The following is a 19,029-nucleotide window of genomic DNA, read 5'->3' on the forward strand; positions in this document are numbered from 1 at the left end:
GCGCTCCTCTCCGACCGCGCGTAGGCGGACCCCGGCCGAGGGCCAACGGGTACCGCCGCCCATGAAAACGCCTCCGCGCAGGACATGCCGCGAAGGCCGACTCAGCATAACCAGCGGCGCCCGCCCGGCGCAGCGGACGCCACGCTGGTCACCCCGGTCACACCCGGACCGCCGCCACTGCCACCCTCAGCCGGGCGACGTCAGAGACCCGGGCCGCCGGTACGCGGCGGCCGCAGCGTCGCCACCGGGGCCGACCAGCGCCGGCGCAGCGCCACCAGGCGGATCCCGAACACCAGCAACGCCGCCGCGGTCAGCGGGACGGGGCCGGTGTAACCCAGGCCGGACAGGACCGCCACCACGACCGAGCCGACGAACGCGGCGACCGCGTAGATCTCCCGCCGCAGCACCACCGGGATCTCGGCGGTGAGCAGGTCCCGACCGAGGCCACCACCGATCGCGGTGAGCATGCCGATCACACAGGCGCCGACCGCGGGCACCTGGGCGTCGAGCGCCTTCAGCGTGCCGGTGACGGTGAACAGACCGAGGCCGGCGGCGTCCAGCACCAGCACGGTGGTCCGCAGCCGGGCGAGCTGGGGATGCAGCCAGAACACGGCGGCGGCGGTGACCGCCGCGGTGACCGCGTAGCGCCAGTCGGCGAAGGCCAGCGGCGGGACCTCGTCGATGACCAGGTCGCGGAAGATGCCGCCGCCGAGCGCGGCGACGAAGCCGACGAAGACCACGCCGAAGAGGTCGAGCCGTTTGGCCACCGCCGCGGAGGCCCCGGAGGCGGCGAAGACGGCCACCCCGGTCAGATCGGCGAAGAGCAGCGCGGTGGAGGTGGTCACCGCCGCAGGTTACGTGGGCGGCCGGGCGGGCCGCCCTGGATCACTCGCCCCAGGCGTCGTAGATCTCCTTGCACTTCGGGCAGACCGGCGAACCCGGCTTGGCCGCCTTCGTCACCGGGAAGGTCTCCCCGCAGAGCGCCACGACGAAAGTGCCCATGACGGCGCTTTCGGCGATCTTGTCCTTCCGGACGTAGTGGAACATCTCGGGACCGGTGTCGGCGTCCTTCAGCTCCGGACGCTCGAGAACCTGTGTGCTCACTTTTCCACCTCCAACCGTCAAGTCTGGCAGGTCACCGCGGCCCGGTCCAGTTCAGCCCGGCCCGGCCGGAGCCCGTACCGTGGCCGCCGTGACCAACTTCCACATCCGTTACGGCACCGAGGTGGCCGACGCGCTGCGCGACGGCCGTCCCGTCGTCGCCCTGGAGAGCACCATCGTCTCGCACGGGCTGCCCCGCCCGGAGAACCTGCGGGTGGCCCGGCAGATCGAGCAGGCGGTCCGGGACGCCGGGGCGGTGCCGGCCACCATCGGCATGGTCGGCGGCCGCCTCGTGGTGGGCCTCGACGACGCCGAGCTGACCCGGCTCGCCACCGCCGACGGCGTGACCAAGCTCTCCGTACGCGATCTGGCGGTGGCCGCCGCCACCGGCGCGGACGGCGCCACCACCGTGGCGGCGACCAGCGCCGTCGCCGCCGCGGCCGGGATCGGCGTGTTCGCCACCGGCGGCCTCGGCGGGGTGCACCGGGAGGCGGCCCAGACCTTCGACGAGTCGGCCGACCTGGTCACCCTGGCCCGGACCCCGATCGCGGTGGTCTGCGCCGGGGTCAAGTCGATCCTCGACGTGGGCGCCACCCTGGAGCGGCTGGAGACCCTCGGGGTCGGCGTGGTCGGCTACCGCACCCGGCGGTTCCCCGGCTTCTTCGTCACCGACGGCGGCTTCGACCTGGACTGGTCGGTGGAGAGCCCGGAGCGGGTGGCGGACGTGCTCGCCGCCCGCGAGCAGCACGGGGTGCAGCGCGGCGGCCTGATCGTGGCCAATCCGCTGCCCACCGACGAGCAGCTCGACCCCGACCTGCACGACCGCACGCTCGCCGAGGGGCTGGCCCGGTTGGAGCGCGACGGGGTGACCGGCAAGGCGGTGACCCCGTACCTGCTGGCGCACTTCCACTCGGCCACCGAGGGGGCGAGCCTGGCGGTGAACGTCCGGATCATCCTGCGCAACGCCGACCTCGCCGCCCGGATCGCGGTCGCCGCGGCCGCCCGCCGCGCTGCCGCATGACCACAGGCCGCGTCCTCGTCGTCGGTGACCTGATCACCGACGTGGTGGCGGTGCTGGCCGGACCGCCGGCCACCGGTTCCGACACCCCGGCGGCGATCCGGTTCAGCGGCGGCGGGCAGGCCGCGAACACCGCGGCCTGGCTCGCCGCCCAGGGCGTGCCGGTGACGCTGGTCGGCGCGGTCGGCGACGACAGCCAGGGGCGCGACCGGGTGGCCGAGCTGGCGCGCGCCGGGGTCGACTGCGCGGTGACCCGGCACCCGGACGAGGCCACCGGCACGGTGATCGTGCTGGCCACCGACGACGAGCGGACGATGATCACCGAGCGGGGGGCGAACCTGCGGCTGGCCCCGGAGCACGTCGAGGCCGCGCTGGCCGCCGCGCCGGACGCGGGGCACCTGCACCTGTCCGGGTACCCGCTGCTGGACCCGGCGTCCCGTCCGGCCGGGCTGCGCGCGCTGGCCGCCGCGCGCGAGCGCGGGCTCACCACCAGCGTCGACGCGGCCTCCGCGGCGCCGCTGCGGCGGGTCGGCGCGGCGGCCTTCCTGGCCTGGGTACGCGACGTCGACCTGTTGCTGGTCAACGCGGACGAGGCGACCGTGCTGGCCGGCGGGCTGGACCCGGCGGCCCAGGGGCGGGCGCTGACGGCCTCGGCCCGCCGGGTGGTGGTGAAGCGGGGCGCCGCCGGCGCGGTCTGGGTGGACCGGGCCGGGGCGGTGGCGGTGGCACCGGCCCGCCGGGTGGCGGTGGTGGACGTCACCGGCGCCGGGGACGCGTTCGCCGCCGGGTTGCTCTCCGCCTGGCTGGCCGGGGCCACGCCGGCGGCGGCGCTGGCCCGGGCCGGCGACCTCGGTGCGTCGGCGGTCTCCCAGGTCGGCGCCCGACCCGCGGGCTGAGCGGCCGGCCGGGACCTGACGTCGACGCCGGGACCGGGCGGCCGGGAGACCGCGGCTGGACGGCCGGGTGGCACCCGGCCGGCCCGGTCAGGGCTCGGCGTCGATGACCTTGTGCGGCCGTTCCTCGGCGGTGAGGCTCATCGGCGGCGTCTCGTCCCGGTGCCGCGCCTGGAACCGGCTCATCAGCCGGTGCTCCTCCTTGGGCGGCCGGTCGTTGGCCAGCAGCACGGCCAGCCACGGGATGAGCAGCATGCCCAGGCCGACCAACGGCAGCCAGAGCCAGAGCAGCGGAGCCTGCGCGCCGACCAGGATCGCACCGGCGATCACGCAGGCCACCCGGATGCCCATCATCAGCACGTACCGCTTCTGCCGGCTGGTGAGCTGGTCGTCCTGGCTGCGCGAGGCGTCGGTGATCAGGATCGGCTGGTACGCCTGACGCTTCACCGCGGACCTCCTCGAGGGGATTACGCCCCATCCTGTCACCCCGAGCCCGTGATCAGCGAGAATCGTGGCAAGGAACATCGTGTTACGTCCGTGGTACGCTCGCCGCGTGGGCAGCAGGTTCAGCTTCACCGACGAGGCGTTGGCCAACCTGAGGGTCTACGACGTCACGCCGGGGGAAGTCTGGGAGGCGCTGCACAGCAGCCGGCGGGTCATCCGCCACCTGGGCGACGACGTGATGGTCGTCTACGCCGCCGCCCGCCGGGGGCGTCGACTGGCCGTGCTGCTCGCCGAGGCCGACGGCACCGACAACGACTGGGACATCCTCTCCGCCCGGGAGCTGAGCGACGTCGAGGCCAAGCGCTACGACGAGGCCGTGCGGAGGTCCCACCGACGAGGAGGCGGTGACGATGCACCGTAACGACGCGACCAAGCAGTTCCACAGCGGCGGTGACCGGCTCGCGGAGCTGATCGACGAGAGCCCGCCGGTGGAGCTGCCCACCCCCGACAGCGACACGCCGATGGTGAGCCGCTCGGTCCGGCTGCCGCTGGAGACCTACGAGCGGGTGCGGGCGGCCGCCGACGCCCGGGGCATCGGGGTCACCACCCTGATGCGGCAGTGGATCGAGGCCGGGCTGGCCGACCTCGACGACTCGACCACCGTCTCGCTCGCCGACGTGCGCCGGGCGCTGGCCGCGCTGGCCCACCCGACGGCCGCCTGAGCCGGGCCCGTCACGGGGCCGCGGGGAAGTCCGCTTCCCCGGCCTCGCCGAGCAGCATCGGCGAGGCGGGCGCCTCGGGCGGCCGGCCACGGCTGCGCCACAGGTCGGCGGCCGCCACCCCGGCCAGCACGGCGGCGACGGTCGCCAGCGCCGCCATCGGCGGGCCCAGGGTGAGCGCCGGCGCCAGCAGCAACAGTGCCGCCACGCCGCCCGCCCGCGACCAGGACACCCGGCCGAAGATCTCGTACTCGAAGCGGGCCCGGGCGGCCAGGAAGATCGCCGGGCCGCCGACGACGAAGACCAGCCAGACCGGGTCGATCCGGCCGTACGGGTGCGCGATCACCAGTTCGTAGCCGACGCCGGTGCTCAGCACGCCGACGACGATGGCCAGGTGGGTGGCGGCGACGGAGGAGCCGAGCCGTCCGGGCGACCGGGCCACCCGCAACGCCTCGGCGAGCAGCTGACCCGCCCGGTGGAAGTAGATCCGCCAGAGCAGTGCCGTGGTGACGAACGCCGTGGTGAAGGCGCCGGCCCGGTCGGCGGTGAAGACCGCACCGCTGTAGGTCACGCCGATGACCAGGACGGTCTCCCCCAGCGAGATGAGGAAGATCTGCTGGTACCGCTCGGCCAGGTGCTCGCCGGCGATCAGCCAGCCGGACGCGCGCGCCGGGCCCATCCGGGGCAACGGCCAGCCGAGCAGGAGCCCGGTGCCGTCGACGGCCAGCGCGAGCACCCACAGCGGCAGGCGTAGCTGTTCCGGCGCGAACGCCCCGGCCAACCACGGCACGGCGCCGACCGCCGCCCAGGCGGCGAGCCGCAACGGCACCGTGCGGCGCGGATGGCGGCGCAGTGCCGCGGCGACGACCAGCGGCCGGCCGATCATCACCGCCAGGTACCCGAGCACGAACGGCAGGGCCCGCTCCTCGAACGCCTCCGGCAGCGCGACCGCCATCACCATCGCGCCGAACATCGACCCCACCACGACGAACTGGATCACCGCGCGCTCGGGCTCGTACCGGCTGGTGACCCAGGTGGTGATCGACCAGAGCAGCCAGAGGGCGAGGAAGAGCACGCCGGTGCGCGCGATCTCCACGACCAGCTCCGCGACGGAAGCCCCCGCGGCGTCGATCAGGCGCACCGACACCCGGGTCAGCGCGAAGACGAAGACCAGGTCGAAGAAGAGTTCGAGGAAGCTGGCCCGGGTCGCGCTGACCTCGGGACGCAGCAGCGGCGCGCCGCGTCCGTCCGTCATCGGTTGCCCGTCGCCACCTGCCTACAACGACCGCGGCGACGGCGTGGTTGCGTCAGCGCTGCGCGGACTTCGCCTTCGCGGCCGCCTTCATCTGCTGCTTGTACTCGCGCACCTGGCGCAGCGAGTCGGCGTCGGTTACGTCGGCGACCGAGCGGTGAGCGCCCTCGTCGCCGTAACCGCCCGCGGCCTCCCGCCAGCCCTCCGGTGTGACCCCGAACCGCTTGCCCAGCAGGGCGACGAAGATCTGCGCCTTCTGCCTGCCGAAGCCGGGCAGGTCGGCGACGCGCCGCAGCAGCTCCCGCCCGTCGGCGACGTCGACCCAGAGCCGGGCGGCGTCGCCGTCGTACCGGTCGACGAGCACCCGGCACACCTCCTGCACCCGGGCGGCCATCGCCTTCGGGAACCGGTGCAGCGCCGGTGGCTGGGCGAAGAGGGCGACCAGGGCCTCCGGGTCGTATCCGGCCAGTTCCGCGGCGTCCGGCTCGTGCCCGAGCCGCTGGGCCAGCACGTACGGCGAGGAGAACGCCTTCTCCATCGGCACCTGCTGGTCGAGGACCATGCCGAGGAGCAGGGCCAGCGGGCTGCGCGCCAGCAGCCGGTTGGCCTCGGGATCGATGGGCAGCGCGAGCGTCATGGCAGTCATGCTTCCTCATCCGGGCGCACCGAGGTGAGCCCGGCCGCCCGACACGCCAGGTACGCCGGGTCGATCCGATCGGCGGGCGGTTTCCCAGTGAGGTTAGCCTCTGCTAACTTCTCCCCGTCGGCCGCCGATGGCCGGGAAGAAGGGGTTCTCGTGTCCGTCACTGTCCGCCGGTCCACCGCGACGCTCGTCGCGGCCGGCCTGCTCGGGTTCGGCCTGGTCGCGTGCGGGTCCGGCGACGAGGGTTCCGCCGACCCCGGCAAGCCGAACGACAAGAAGATCACCGTCTACAGCGGGCGCAACGAGCAACTGGTCAAGCCGCTGCTGGAGAAGTTCACCCAGCGGACCGGGATCACCGTGCAGACCCGGTACGCCACCACCGCCCAGCTCGCCGCGCAGCTGACCGAGGAGGGCGGCAAGTCCCCGGCCGACGCGTTCTTCGCCCAGGACGCCGGCGCGCTCGGCGCGGTCGCCAAGAAGGACATGTTCAGCACCCTGCCGGAGGCGGCCACCGCCAAGGTGCCCGAGAAGTACCGGGCCCGCAGCGGCCAGTGGGTCGGGGTCAGCGCCCGCGCCCGGGTGCTGGCGTACAACGCCGACCTGGTGCCCGCCGCCGAGCTGCCGAAGTCCGTCTTCGAGCTGACCGACCCGACGTGGAAGGGCAAGGTCGGCCTCGCTCCGACCAACGCCTCCTTCCAGGCGTTCGTCACCGCGATCCGGGTGCAGCACGGCGAGCAGAAGGCCAAGGACTTCCTGGCCGGGCTGAAGGCCAACGAGCCGCAGATCCGGGACAACAACATCAAGATCGTCGAGGACGTGAACAGCGGCGCGATCCCGGTCGGCCTGGTGAACCACTACTACCTCGGCGAGGTCGCCAAGGAGCAGGGCACCACCCCGGACGCGCTCAAGGCCAAGCTGCACTTCTTCCCCGGCGGCGACACCGGCGCGCTGGTCAACGTGGCCGGGGTCGGGGTGCTCAAGCGCGCCGCGCAGGACCCGGACACCCAGGCGTTCGTCGACTACCTGCTCGGCCCGGAGGCGCAGGCGTACTTCGCCGAGCAGACCTTCGAGTACCCGGTGGTGACCGGCGTCGCCGCGCCGGCGGGCGTGCCGCCGCTGGCCGACCTGGACACCCCGGACATCGACCTGAACGACCTCGACACGCTCGAGGCCACCATCGCCCTGATCAAGGATTCGGGGCTGGTGCCCTGACCAGCCCGTCCGCCACCGTCGGGCCGGCCCCTCCGCGGCCGGCCCGCTCCGGCGTACCTGCCCGGGTGCGGCGGCTGGCGCCGCGGCCGGCGCTGCTCGCGGCCTCGACCGCCGCGGTGGCCGTGGGTCTGCTCCCGCTGGCCTACCTCGCGGTGCGCACCGCCGAGGCCGGGCTGGACCGGGTCGCGGCCGAGCTGTGGACCGACCGGGTCGGCCTGCTCGCCCTGCGCAGCCTCGGGCTGGCCGCGGTGGTCACCGCCGCCAGCGTGCTGCTCGGCGTCGGCACCGCCTGGCTGGTCACCCGGACGGACCTGCCGGCCCGGCGGGCCTTCGCGGTGCTGGCCGCGCTGCCGCTGGCCGTACCCACCTACATCGCCGCCTTCGCCTGGGTCTCCTCCGCGCCGCGGCTGGCCGGGTTCTGGCCGGCCGCGCTGGTGCTCACCCTCTGCTGCTACCCGTACGTCTTCCTGCCGGTCGCGGCCGCGCTGCGCGGCGCGGACCCGGCGCAGGAGGAGGTCTCCCGTTCGCTCGGTCGCGGCGGCTGGCGGACCTTCACCGAGGTCACGCTGCGCCAGATCCGGCCGGCCACCGCGGCCGGCGGGCTGCTGGTCGCCCTCTACGTGCTCTCCGACTTCGGGGCCGTGTCGATCCTGCGCACCGACACCTTCACCCGGGCCATCTTCGTCGCCTTCGACCTGGGCTTCGACCGCACCGGCGCACTGGTGCTCTCCAGCGTGCTGGTGGCGTTGACCGTGCTGCTGCTGGTCGGCGAGACGGCCACCCGCCGCCGCGGCGCCCGGTACGCCCGGCTCGGCGGCGCCCGCCGGCCGGCCACCCGGCTGCGGCTCGGCGCGGCCCGCTGGCCGGCCCTGGCGGCGCTGGTCGGGGTCGCCGCGCTCGCCCTCGGCGTGCCCGCGGTGAGCCTGGCCCGGCGGCTGGCCGACGGGGTGTCCCGACCCGGTGCGCCGGCCGAGGTGCTCACCGCGGCCGGCAACTCACTGTGGATCTCGCTGGCCGGCGCCGCGCTGACCATGCTGCTGGCGCTGCCGCTGGGGCTGCTCACCGCGCGCGCCCCGGGCCCGCTGGCCACCGCGCTGGACCGGCTGGCCTACCTGGCCCACGCCCTGCCCGGGGTGGTGATCGGGCTGTCGCTGATCTTCTTCGGGATCAACGTGGCCTACCCGCTCTACCAGACCCGCTGGCTGCTGGCGCTGGCCTACGCCACGCTCTTCCTGCCACTGGCCGTCGGCGCGGTGGCCGGGGCGGCCGCCCAGTCGCCGCCCGGGCTGGAGGAGGTGGCCCGCTCGCTGGGCCGCGGCCCGCTGGCCGTGCTGCGCACGGTCACGCTGCCACTGACCCTGCCCGGCATCGGCGCGGGCGCGGCGCTGGTCTTCCTCACCGGCATGAAGGAACTGCCGGCCACCCTGCTGCTGCGCCCCACCGGGACGGACACCCTCGCCACCGAGCTGTGGACCAGCACGGCGGTCGGCGCGTACGCCGCGGCGGCCCCGTACGCCGCCCTGCTGGTGGCCATCTCGGCGCTGCCCACCTGGCTGCTGGTCGCCCGCAGCGGCCTGCTCGACAAGGAGGACCGGTGATGAGCGAGGTCGAGCTGACCGGCGTGGTCAAGCGGTACGGCCAGGTCACCGCGCTGGCCGGGGTCGACCTCACCGTGCCGGCCGGGCTGCTGACCGCGGTGCTCGGCCCGTCCGGCTGCGGCAAGACCACCCTGCTGCGCTGTCTGGCCGGCTTCGAACGGCTCGACGCCGGGGAGATCCGGATCGACGGCACCCCGGTCGCCGGGAGCGGCCGGCACCTGCCCGCGCACCGCCGCCGGATCGCCGTGGTGCCGCAGGAGGGCGCGCTCTTCCCGCACCTGAGCGTGGCCGCCAACGTCGGCTACGGCCTGGACCGGGCGGCCCGCCGCGGCGACCGGGTCGACGAGGCGCTCGCCCTGGTCGGGCTGGCCGGGTACGGCGACCGGATGCCGCACCAGCTCTCCGGCGGGCAGCAGCAGCGGGTGGCGGTGGCCCGGGCGCTGGCGCCCCGACCCTCGGTGGTGCTGCTCGACGAGCCGTTCAGCGCGCTCGACGCGGGGCTGCGCGCAGGGCTGCGCCACGACGTACGCGAGGCGCTGCGCGCCGACGGGGCGACCGGGGTGCTGGTCACCCACGACCAGGGCGAGGCGCTGTCGGTGGCCGACCGGGTGGTGGTGCTGCGCGCCGGGCGGGTGGTCCAGGCCGGAGCGCCGACCACCGTTTACCGGGAGCCGGCCGACGAGTGGGTGGCCGGCTTCGTCGGCGACGCGGTGCTGCTCCCGGCGGTGGCCGAGGCCGGCGCGGCCCGTACCGCGCTGGGCACCGTCCCGATCGCCGGCGCGGTGCCGGGCGGCCCGGTGACCGTGCTGGTCCGCCCGGAGCAGATCCGGCTGGCCCCGGCGCCGGGAGCGGTCACCGCGACGGTGCTGCGGCACGACTTCCAAGGGCACGACGCGCTGGTCGGGTTGCGGCTGGCCGACGGCACCCGGATCACCGCCCGGATCCTCGACGACGCCACGCCGGTGCCGGTCGGCGCCGACGTGGCGGTCAGCGTGCAGGGGCCGGTGCGGGCCTGGCCGGCCCGCGACGCCGGCGTCACTCCGGCGACCGCCGACGCCGACCTGCCGCCGGCCGGCGGCCCGGCGGTACGGGTCGAGCCGTCCGCCGGGCCGGTCGGCGTCGGTTGACCACGAAGAGCACCCGGAGCCCGGGTTGGTCACCGGATGTCGCGGGTGGCCCCGCCCGCCGCGGCGGCAGGGGGCAGGATGGCGGCGTGGACGAACACGACATGCTGCTCTCCCCCGCCGGGGTGACGGCGCTGCGGACCGCGCTCACCCGGGCCGGGTTCACCAGCAACGGCATCGCCGCGCGGCTGGGTCCGCAGGCCACCGGCGGGGTGGCCCGCAACGACTTCCGGGCTGCCCTGCGGGCCACCGAGGACCGCGACCCGCTCGGCACCCTGATCCGGGTCTTCATCTGCGAACAGACCGAGCCGGAGGCGGCGGTGGCCGCCGCGCTGGCGCCACTGTCGATCGAGGAGGCGCTCGCCGGCGGCCTGGTCGAGCGGCACGGCGACGGCCTGCGGATGGGCCTGGACCTGGAGCCCTACGGCGACGACTGGTGGGTGCTGGCCGACGTGCCGGCCAGTGCCCGGCCCGGTCGCCCGTTGCACGCCGAGCACGTGCTCGGCATCGGCGGGGCGACCCAGACCCTGATCGGCGCCACCGTCCGACGGCCGGTGGAGACCGCGCTCGACCTGGGCACCGGCTCCGGGGTGCAGGCGCTGCACCTGTCCACCCACGCCCGCCGGGTCACCGCCACCGACGTTTCCGAGCGGGCCCTGCGCTTCGCCGCCACCACCGCCGCGCTCAACGGGCAGGACTGGGAACTGCTCCGCGGCGACCTGGTCGCCCCGGTCGCCGGGCGCCGGTTCGACCTGGTGGTGAGCAACCCGCCGTTCGTGGTCGGGCCGGGCACCACCACGCACGTCTACCGGGACTCCGGCCGGGTCGGCGACGCCATCGGCGCCGAACTGGCCGCCGCCGCGCCGCACCTGCTCACCGAGGGCGGCGCCATGCAGTACCTGGCGAACTGGGTGCACGTCGCCGGGGAGGAGTGGGCCGAGCGGGTCACCGGCTGGTTCGCCGGCACCGGCCTGGACGCCTGGGTGGTCCAGCGCGAGGTGGCCGACCCGATGGCGTACGTCAGCCTCTGGCTGACCGACGTCGCCGAGACGGCCGACCCGCAGCGGATGGCCGACTGGCTGGACTGGTTCGACGCGCACAAGGTGGAGGCGATCGGCTTCGGCATCGTGTCGCTGCGCCGGGGCGGGCACGACGACCCGGTGATCCGGGTCGAGGACCTGCGCCAGCGGGTGGAGGCGCCGATGGGCGACCGGATCGCCGACTGGTTCGACCGGCAGGACTGGCTGCGCGCCCGCGGCACCGACGGCCTGCTCGCCGCGCGCTACCGGGCGGCCGAGGGTCTCCAGCTGCGGCAGGAGGCGACCATGGGCGACGAGGGCTGGGCGGTGGACCGGCAGGTGTTCGCCATGCCGCACGGGCTGCGCTGGACCGAGGAGATCGACCCCCTGGTGCTGGCCCTGGTCGGCGGGGCCGACGGACGGTTGCCGCTGCGCGACCAGCTCGCGCTGCTCGCCGCCGCGCACGACGTCGCCGTCGACGAGCTGGCCGAGGCGGCCGGGCCGATCGTGGCGCACCTGGTCGAGCGGGGCTTCGTCGAGCCGGTGGCCGACTGATGCGGGCGGTGGTGCAGACGGTGGGCCGGGCCGGTGTCACGGTCGGCGGTGAACTGGTCGGTGATATCTCCGACGGGCTGCTGGTGCTGCTCGGGGTGACCCACACCGACACCGTGGAGACCGCGCACACGATGGCCCGCAAGGTGCACGAGCTGCGCATCCTGGACGACGAGCGGTCGGCGGCCGACACCGGCGCGCCGATCCTGGTGGTCAGCCAGTTCACCCTCTACGGCGACGCCCGCAAGGGCCGCCGTCCGAGTTGGACCGCGGCGGCCCCGGCCGAGGTGGCGGAGCCGCTGGTGACCGCGGTCGTCGAGGCGCTGCGCACCCGGGGCGCCAAGGTCGAGACCGGCCGGTTCCGCGCGCACATGCTGGTGGAGAGCGTCAACGTCGGCCCGCGCACCATCCTGCTCGATCTCTGACGGGGGTGGCGGAGTCGCGCCGTGGCGTGACTCCGCCGCCGTCAGCTGTTCACCGGGCCGCGCGACGGCGGTAGAACCGTCGCATGCCATCCCCCACACAGCCCTTCGCCCCCGGCCGGACGAGACGGCGGCTGGTCGCCGCCGCGGCCGCGGTCGGACTGGTCGCGGCCGGCGCCGCCGTGCTCCAGGCGCCCGCCACCGCGGCCGGTCCGACCCCGGCCGCCCCGACCGCGGCCAGGGACACCCACACCGTCACGCTGATCACCGGTGACGTGGTCACGGTGACCACCCTCGCCGACGGCAAGGCCACCGCCGACGTCGACCGGCCCGACCACGCCACCGGCGGCGTACGCGTCCAGGAGAGCGGCGGCGACCTCTACGTGCTGCCCGACGAGGCGCTGCCGCTGTTGGGCGGCGACCGGCTCGACCGGCGGTTGTTCAACGTCACCGACCTCATCGAGATGGGCTACGACGACGCCCGGACCCCGTCACTGCCCCTGATCGCGACCTATCCCCCGGCGAAGGCACGGGCGGGCCGCCCGGCCGCGCCGCGGGGCGCAAAGGTCGTCCGCGACCTGCCCAGCATCACCGGCGCCGCACTGGCCGCCGACAAGAAGCAGGCCCGTGCCTTCTGGTCCACCGTGGCCCCCACGCCGGCCGCCCGGTCCGGGGCGACGCTCGGCGGCGGGGTCGCGAAGCTCTGGCTCGACGGGCGGGTGAAGGCCACCCTGACCGAGAGCGTCCCGCAGGTCGGCGCCCCCGTGGCGTGGGCCGCCGGGTACGACGGCACCGGGGCGACGGTCGCGGTGCTGGACACCGGCATCGACGCCGGCCACCCCGACCTGGCCGACCAGGTCGACGAGACGGTCAGCTTCGTGCCCGGCGAGGACGTCTCGGACGTGCACGGGCACGGCACCCACGTCGCCTCGACCATCGCCGGCACCGGCGCCGCCTCCGGCGGCGACCGCAAGGGCGTCGCGCCGGGCGCCGACCTGATCGTCGGCAAGGTGCTCGACAACGCGGGGTACGGCCAGGACTCCTGGATCATCGCCGGCATGCAGTGGGCCGCCGAGTCCGGGGCGGACGTGGTCAACATGAGCCTGGGCGACGCGTCGCTGACCGACGGCACCGACCCGATGACGGCCGCGGTGAACACCCTCACCGCCCAGCACGGCACGCTCTTCGTGGTCGCGTCGGGCAACGCCGGACCGCAGACCATCGGCGCACCCGGCACCGCCGCGAGCGCGCTGACCGTCGGCGCGGTGGACAAGCAGGACGAGTTGGCCTGGTTCTCCAGCACCGGCCCCCTGGCGGGCACCGGCGCGCTGAAGCCGGACATCACCGCGCCCGGCGTCGGCATCGCCGCGGCCCGCTCGCAGCACACCACCGGCGAGGGCGCCTACCAGAGCATGGACGGCACGTCGATGGCCGCCCCGCACGTGGCGGGCGCGGCGGCGATCCTCGCCCAGCGCCACCCGGACTGGTCCGGCCCGCAGCTCAAGGAGGCGCTGATGAGCAGCGCCAAGGGCCTGGCCGAGGGCTACCACCCGTACCAGGTGGGCACCGGGCGGCTGGACGTGGCGGCGGCGGTGCGCGACGCCGTACGGGCCACCGGCTCGGCGTTCTTCGGCACCTTCGACTGGCCGCACGAGGCGACCGACGCCCCGGTGACCCGGCAGGTGACCTTCACCAACTCCGGCGCCACCGCGGCGACCCTCGACCTCACCCTCACCGGCGCCGGCCCGTTCGCGCTCGGCGCCGCCTCGGTGACCGTGCCGGCCGGCGGCAGCGCCGACGTCGCGGTGACCGGCGACCCGCGGACGGACGCCCACGGCCAGCTCACCGGCTACCTGGTCGGCACCGACGCCGCCACCGGCACGCCGGTCACCCGGACCGCGCTCGCCCTGCTCAAGGAGGACGAGCGGTACGACCTGACCGTCAAGCTGACCGGCCGGGACGGCGAGCCCGCCAGCTCGATCGTGGTGGTGAAGCGGGCCGGCGACTTCTACCCGTGGCAGTACCCGGTCGACGGCGAGCGGACGCTGCGGCTGCCGCCGGGCACGTACACCGTGGAGGCGGCGCTGGACGTCCCGGGTGCGGGGCCGGACCGCCTCGGCTTCGCCCTGCTGGTCGACCCGGAGACGGTGCTCGACCGGGCGGCCGAGGTGGTGCTCGACGCCAGCCGCGCCCGGCTGCTCGACACCACCACGCCGCAGCGCACCGAGGACCGGCAGCGCAAGCTCGACTTCGAGATGCGGTACGCCGACGGTGACCGCTTCCGCCAGGCCTACCAGCTGCCGGTGCGGTACGACGACCTCTACGTCATGCCGACCGAGCCGGTCGCCAAGGGGTCGTTCGCCATGGCGGCCCGGTGGCGCAGGGGCGAGCCGATGCTGAGCCTGCGCGCCGCCGGCCTGCCGCCAGTCGACGCCACCGTGCAGCCGGGCAGCACGCTCACCGCGGGCGGCGAGACGCTGCGCCTGGTCCACGCCGGCACCGGCACGCCGGCCGAGTACGCGGACGTCGACGCGAAGGGCAGGGTCGCGGTGGTGACCCGCAGCGACGCGATCGGCGCGGCGGACCGCGCCGCGGCCGCGGCGGCCGCCGGGGCGAAGCTGCTGCTGGTCGTCAACGACGGCCCGGGCATCCTCAACGAGTGGGTCGGCGAGTCCCCGATCCCGGTCGCCACCGTGCACCAGGACGCCGGGCAGCGACTGATCGAGGCCGCGCGGGCCGGGACGCCGAAGCTCACCGTCACCCGGGTGCCGTACGCCAGCTACGTCTACGACCTGACCCGGGTCTGGCCGGGACAGGTGCCGGACCAGCCGCTCACCTACCACCCGGGCCGCGACGACCTGGCGCGGATCGACGCCCGCTACCACGCCGTGCAGGACACCGCGGGCGCCGGCTACCGGTACGACATGACCTTCAGCCCTTCGTTCGGCTTCCGGGAGAGCGAGTGGCACCCGGGCACCCGCACCGAGTGGGTCACCCCGGACATGGTCTGGCACGAGGTGCACGACCAGGGCTCCTGGACCGACACGGCGTACCTGAACACGTACGCCAAGGGCACGAGGACGCGGCTGGACTGGTTCGCACCGGCCGTCCGGCCGGCGTTCAACCGGGCGTTCGCGGTCCGCAACAGCCGGTACCGGGACTTCATGACCCTCAACGTGCAGGCCTGGAGCCCGTCGGACGACATCCTGGAGCACGGCGGCAACCTGGACTGGGGGTCGGTGCCGACCACCGTGAAGCTGTACCAGGGCGACACCCTGCTGCACCAGAACGGCTACTCCTCGGACCTGCAGTGGAAGGCGGTGCCCGCCGGCACCCTGCCGTACCGCCTGGTGCTGGACGCGTCGCGGCCGGCGGAGGAGTGGCGACTGTCCACCCGCACGCACACCGAGTGGGACTTCGTCTCCAGCTCCAACGAGGCGGACGACTTCGTCCCGTTCGCGCTGCTGCAGCTCGACTACGCGCTGGAGACGGACCTGCGGGGTGACGTCAAGGCGGGCACCAGCCAGCAGATCAGCGTCAAGGCCCGACCGCAGCCGGGCGGCACCGGCACCGGCACGGTCACCTCGGTCGAGCTGGAGGTCTCGTACGACGACGGCTCCACCTGGCGGCAGGTGACCCTGAGCCGGGGCGCAGACGACCGGCGGGTCGGCTCGCTCAAGCTGCCGAAGCAGCCGGGCGGCTTCGTCTCGGTGCGGGCCGCCGCGAAGACGGACGCCGGCTTCGGCATCCGGCAGGAACTCATCCGGGCGTACGGCCTGCGGTGAGGGGACCGGCGGGGTCCTGGGACCGGCACCGTCCCGGGGCCCCGCCGGGCACCACCCCCTGTTCAAGATCGATCAACATGACCCATACTCTCCGTGCCGTCAGCGGCGGAGGGAGGCGGCCACCGATGCTCGGCGCGTTGGGTCTGAGCCCGGACGACGAGGCGGTCTACGGGCTGCTGGTCCGCCGGGGACAGGCCGGTGCGGCCGAACTCGCCGACGCCCTGCGGCTGCCGGTCGGGGCGGTCGACGCGGCACTGTCCCACCTGGCCGCGTCCGGGCTGGTCAAGTGCGGGCCGGACGACGGGTTCTCGGTGGCTCCGCCCGCGGTCGCGCTCGGGGCGCTGATCAGCGAGCAGCGCAGCGCCCTGCGCAGCGCCGAACTGGCACTGGTCACGCTCGCCGAGGAGTACCGCGGCGCGATCGCCGGCCGCGCCATCGACGAACTGATCGAGGTGGTCACCGGCGTGGAGGCCGTCCGCCACCGGTTCGCCCAGGTGCAGCACGCCGCCCGGACCGAGGTCCGCAGCTTCGTCACCACACCCTTCATCGCCGTGCCGCCGGGCACCAACGCGGTGGAGTCGGTGGCGGTGAACCAGGGCGTCCGGTTCCGGGTGGTGATCGACCGCCCGACGCTCGCCGAGCCGGGTGTGGTCGCCGAGACCCTGGAGTCGCTGCGCGACGGCGTCCAGGTGCGGGTGGTCGACTCGTTGCCGATCAAGCTGATCCTGGCCGACACGGAGCTCGCCCTGGTGCCGCTGACCGCCACCCCCGGGGGCGAGCCCGGTGCGGTGCTGCTGCACCGCACCGGGCTGCTGGCGGCGATGGACGCGCTGTTCGAGATCGTCTGGCGGGACGCCCACCCGCTCGACGTGACCGCCGCCGGTGGCGTGACCGAGCGCCCCGACGGCGACGGCGGCACCGAGCCGACCGAGCTGGACCGCCGGATCCTGGCGCTGCTGCTGGCCGGGCTCACCGACCAGGTCGTCGCCACCCAGCTCGACCTGTCGTTGCGGACCCTGCAACGGCGGCTGCGCCACCTGATGGACCTCGCCGGCGTGCAGACCCGGATGCAGCTCGGCTGGCACGCCGCGCGGCACGGCTGGACCTGACCGGCCGGCGCGGTCAGGAGAAGAGACCCCGGCGCTGCAGCGACTGGCGCAGCCAGCCGTCCAGCTGGGCCACCCAGTCGGTGCGGTCCATGGTGGCGTAGTCGACGGTGAACCGGCCGAACGCGTCCCGGCCCTCGGTGAGCAGCCCACCGCGCTTGTCCAGCTCGAGCACCACCTGCATCTGCCGCGGGTCGGCGACGAAGGTCACCTCCAGCTGGTTGATCGCGCGGGCGTACTGCGGCGGCGGGTAGAACTCGATCTCCTGGTAGAAGGGCAGGGTCTGCCGTACCCCGTAGATGTGGCCCCGCTCCACGTCGGCGCGGCTGAACCGGAAGCCGAGCCGCAGCAGCGCCTCCAGCAGCCGCTCCTGGGCCGGCAGCGGGTGCACCGCCACCGCGTCCAGGTCGCCCTTGTCGACCGCCCGGGCCACCTCCAGCTCGGTACGCAGTCCCATCGTCATCCCGTGCAGGTGCTGCCCGTACAGCTCGGTGACCGGGGTCTCCCAGGGCACGTCGAACCGGAACGGGATGTCGTGGCGCTGCCCCGGCTCCAGCCGGAACGTGCCGGTCACCTGCTGGCGGTGGAACTCCTGGGTGGTGTTGTACTCGTTGTCGCCGCTCTCCACCTCGACCCGGGTGACCAGGCCCAGCGCCACGTAGCTGACCTCGACCTGGTGGTCGCCGCCGGCCACGTGGACGGTGCCCTCCAACTGGCCGCCGGGCCGGCAGTTGGGGTTCGCCAGCACGGTTTCCACCGACGGGCCACCCACGCCCATCGCCTGCATGAGCCGCTTGAAGACCACGACGCCCTCCGTTGCCTGTCCGCGCCGGCCGGCGCGATCGGCCCCGCTGGCCGACCGCTGGCACGGTAACCGGGCCCGGCAACCGCCACCGGCCGACACACCCCGGCATCCGACGTTTCCGGCCAGATTGGTGTCGGTTCCCCGATCGCCTCACTCCCGTTTCACGCCCCGCCCGCCAAGCTGTGTGTCACACCGGCACCACTGGGCCGGACGAGCGGTACAGACGTGGACACGGGGAGAAGAGATGGCCCTGCAGATGACGGAGCACCGGATGCGCCCGGCCGGCACCATCGAGGCCGAGCACGGCACCGACACCCTGACCGACCTGGACGCCACCGACGAGCGCGGCGTCTCCACGGACCTGGTCCGGGCATACCTGAACGGAATCGGCCGCACCAAGCTGCTCACCGCCGCCCAGGAGGTCGACCTGGCCAAGCGGATCGAGGCCGGGCTCTTCGCCGAGGAGAAGCTGGCCACCTGCACCCCGGTCTCCGCGGCGCTGCGGGCCGACCTGGAACTGGTCGCCGCCGAGGGCCGCGCCGCCAAGGACCACCTGCTCGAGGCGAACCTGCGCCTGGTGGTCAGCATCGCCAAGCGGTACACCGGCCGCGGCATGGCCTTCCTCGACCTGATCCAGGAGGGCAACCTCGGCCTGATCCGCGCGGTCGAGAAGTTCGACTACACCAAGGGCTACAAGTTCTCCACCTACGCCACCTGGTGGATCCGCCAGGCCATCACCCGGGCCATGGCCGACCAGGCCCGCACCATCCGCATCCCGGTGCACATGGTCGAGCAGGTCAACCGGATGGTCCGGGCCCGCCGCGAGCTGTCGGTGACGCTGGGCCGCGAGCCGACCGTCGCCGAGGTCGCCCGGGCGCTGGACATCCCGGAGTTCCAGGTCATCGAGCTGATCTCGTACGACCGGGAGCCGGTCAGCCTGGACCAGGCGGTCGGCGAGGACGGCGAGAGCGCGCTCGGCGACTTCGTCGCCGCCGTCGACCCGGGCGCCGAGCCGGGTGACGCGGCCGCGCAGGGCGAGCTGCGCAACGAGGTGAGCATCGTGCTGGCCACCCTCTCCCAGCGGGAGCAGGCGGTGATCCGGCTCCGGTTCGGCCTCGACGACGGCCGCCAGCGCACCCTCGACGAGGTGGGGCGGGAGTTCGGCCTGTCCCGGGAGCGGATCCGGCAGATCGAGAAGGTGACCCTGCTGAAGCTGCGCGCTCCGGAGCGGGCGCAGCGCCTGGAGGCGTACGCCTGCTGACGGTGCGTGCGTGTCGCGGCCCCGGCGGTTCGCCGGGGCCGCGGAGTGTCCACGGCCGAGGGTCTTGACCTGGCC

The 19,029-nt window shown here is 74.7% G+C and carries 17 protein-coding genes and 1 pseudogene; 12 read left to right on the plus strand and 6 right to left on the minus strand.

Features of this window, described 5'->3' with window-relative positions:
* Window positions 1-200 precede the first annotated feature (200 nt).
* The gene (locus AC1WTP_RS12960; RefSeq protein ID WP_481649470.1) at window positions 201-845 is read right to left on the minus strand and encodes a trimeric intracellular cation channel family protein; all 645 of its coding nucleotides are present in this window, start codon (window positions 843-845) and stop codon (window positions 201-203) included.
* 40 nt (window positions 846-885) lie between these two features.
* Complete coding sequence (locus AC1WTP_RS12965; RefSeq protein WP_481649471.1) at window positions 886-1,104, minus strand: DUF3039 domain-containing protein; 219 nt, start codon at window positions 1,102-1,104, stop codon at window positions 886-888.
* A gap of 88 nt (window positions 1,105-1,192) precedes the next feature.
* Between AC1WTP_RS12965 and AC1WTP_RS12970 the strand changes: the two genes are divergently transcribed.
* Both AC1WTP_RS12970 and AC1WTP_RS12975 read left to right on the plus strand, forming a co-directional pair.
* On the plus strand, window positions 1,193-2,122 hold the full coding sequence (locus AC1WTP_RS12970; protein WP_481649472.1) for a pseudouridine-5'-phosphate glycosidase: 930 nt from the start codon (window positions 1,193-1,195) through the stop codon (window positions 2,120-2,122).
* The gene (locus AC1WTP_RS12975) at window positions 2,119-3,015 is read left to right on the plus strand and encodes a carbohydrate kinase family protein (protein ID WP_481649473.1); all 897 of its coding nucleotides are present in this window, start codon (window positions 2,119-2,121) and stop codon (window positions 3,013-3,015) included. Before AC1WTP_RS12970 ends, AC1WTP_RS12975 begins: the two co-directional genes overlap by 4 nt.
* 87 nt (window positions 3,016-3,102) lie before the next feature.
* On the opposite strand, the gene AC1WTP_RS12980 is transcribed toward AC1WTP_RS12975, so the two are convergent.
* The gene (locus tag AC1WTP_RS12980; protein ID WP_481649474.1) at window positions 3,103-3,459 is read right to left on the minus strand and encodes a DUF3099 domain-containing protein; all 357 of its coding nucleotides are present in this window, start codon (window positions 3,457-3,459) and stop codon (window positions 3,103-3,105) included.
* Window positions 3,460-3,565: 106 nt separating this feature from the next.
* On the opposite strand from AC1WTP_RS12980, the gene AC1WTP_RS12985 reads away from it, so the two are divergent.
* Window positions 3,566-3,877 carry a hypothetical protein gene (locus tag AC1WTP_RS12985; protein WP_172899378.1) on the plus strand — a complete coding sequence of 104 codons (312 nt, stop codon included), beginning with the start codon at window positions 3,566-3,568 and terminating at the stop codon, window positions 3,875-3,877.
* Window positions 3,867-4,178: a hypothetical protein gene (locus tag AC1WTP_RS12990; protein WP_481649506.1), complete on the plus strand. Its 312-nt coding sequence runs from the start codon at window positions 3,867-3,869 to the stop codon at window positions 4,176-4,178. Before AC1WTP_RS12985 ends, AC1WTP_RS12990 begins: the two co-directional genes overlap by 11 nt.
* A 10-nt stretch (window positions 4,179-4,188) precedes the next feature.
* On the opposite strand, the gene AC1WTP_RS12995 is transcribed toward AC1WTP_RS12990, so the two are convergent.
* Entirely contained in the window at window positions 4,189-5,430 is a 1,242-nt protein-coding gene (locus AC1WTP_RS12995) for a low temperature requirement protein A (protein WP_481649475.1), read from the minus strand.
* Between the two features lie 52 nt (window positions 5,431-5,482).
* On the minus strand, window positions 5,483-6,073 hold the full coding sequence (locus AC1WTP_RS13000) for an HhH-GPD-type base excision DNA repair protein (protein WP_481649476.1): 591 nt from the start codon (window positions 6,071-6,073) through the stop codon (window positions 5,483-5,485).
* A gap of 150 nt (window positions 6,074-6,223) precedes the next feature.
* Between AC1WTP_RS13000 and AC1WTP_RS13005 the strand changes: the two genes are divergently transcribed.
* The 7 genes and pseudogenes from AC1WTP_RS13005 (at window position 6,224) to AC1WTP_RS13035 (ending at window position 16,891) form a co-directional block, all read left to right on the plus strand.
* On the plus strand, window positions 6,224-7,282 hold the full coding sequence (locus AC1WTP_RS13005) for an iron ABC transporter substrate-binding protein (protein ID WP_481649477.1): 1,059 nt from the start codon (window positions 6,224-6,226) through the stop codon (window positions 7,280-7,282).
* 65 nt (window positions 7,283-7,347) lie between these two features.
* Window positions 7,348-8,880 carry an ABC transporter permease gene (locus AC1WTP_RS13010; protein WP_481649478.1) on the plus strand — a complete coding sequence of 511 codons (1,533 nt, stop codon included), beginning with the start codon at window positions 7,348-7,350 and terminating at the stop codon, window positions 8,878-8,880.
* A pseudogene (locus tag AC1WTP_RS13015) lies at window positions 8,880-9,899 on the plus strand (ABC transporter ATP-binding protein); the annotation flags it as partial. The gene AC1WTP_RS13010 and the pseudogene AC1WTP_RS13015, both read left to right, overlap by 1 nt.
* A gap of 194 nt (window positions 9,900-10,093) precedes the next feature.
* The gene (locus tag AC1WTP_RS13020; protein WP_481649479.1) at window positions 10,094-11,578 is read left to right on the plus strand and encodes a DUF7782 domain-containing protein; all 1,485 of its coding nucleotides are present in this window, start codon (window positions 10,094-10,096) and stop codon (window positions 11,576-11,578) included.
* On the plus strand, window positions 11,578-12,000 hold the full coding sequence (gene dtd, locus AC1WTP_RS13025; protein ID WP_481649480.1) for a D-aminoacyl-tRNA deacylase: 423 nt from the start codon (window positions 11,578-11,580) through the stop codon (window positions 11,998-12,000). The genes AC1WTP_RS13020 and dtd overlap by 1 nt, the downstream gene beginning before the upstream one ends.
* Window positions 12,001-12,083: 83 nt before the next feature.
* Complete coding sequence (locus AC1WTP_RS13030; protein WP_481649481.1) at window positions 12,084-15,782, plus strand: S8 family serine peptidase; 3,699 nt, start codon at window positions 12,084-12,086, stop codon at window positions 15,780-15,782.
* A 125-nt stretch (window positions 15,783-15,907) separates the two neighbouring features.
* The gene (locus tag AC1WTP_RS13035) at window positions 15,908-16,891 is read left to right on the plus strand and encodes a helix-turn-helix domain-containing protein (protein ID WP_481649482.1); all 984 of its coding nucleotides are present in this window, start codon (window positions 15,908-15,910) and stop codon (window positions 16,889-16,891) included.
* 13 nt (window positions 16,892-16,904) lie between these two features.
* On the opposite strand, the gene AC1WTP_RS13040 is transcribed toward AC1WTP_RS13035, so the two are convergent.
* Window positions 16,905-17,693: a sporulation protein gene (locus AC1WTP_RS13040; RefSeq protein ID WP_481649483.1), complete on the minus strand. Its 789-nt coding sequence runs from the start codon at window positions 17,691-17,693 to the stop codon at window positions 16,905-16,907.
* Between the two features lie 244 nt (window positions 17,694-17,937).
* Here AC1WTP_RS13040 and sigB point away from each other — a divergent pair, with 244 nt between their 5' ends.
* A complete protein-coding gene (gene sigB / locus AC1WTP_RS13045; RefSeq protein ID WP_481649484.1) occupies window positions 17,938-18,954 on the plus strand; it encodes an RNA polymerase sigma factor SigB in 1,017 nt (338 codons plus the stop codon).
* Window positions 18,955-19,029: the final 75 nt, after the last annotated feature.

The organism is Micromonospora sp. R311 (assembly GCF_056780015.1).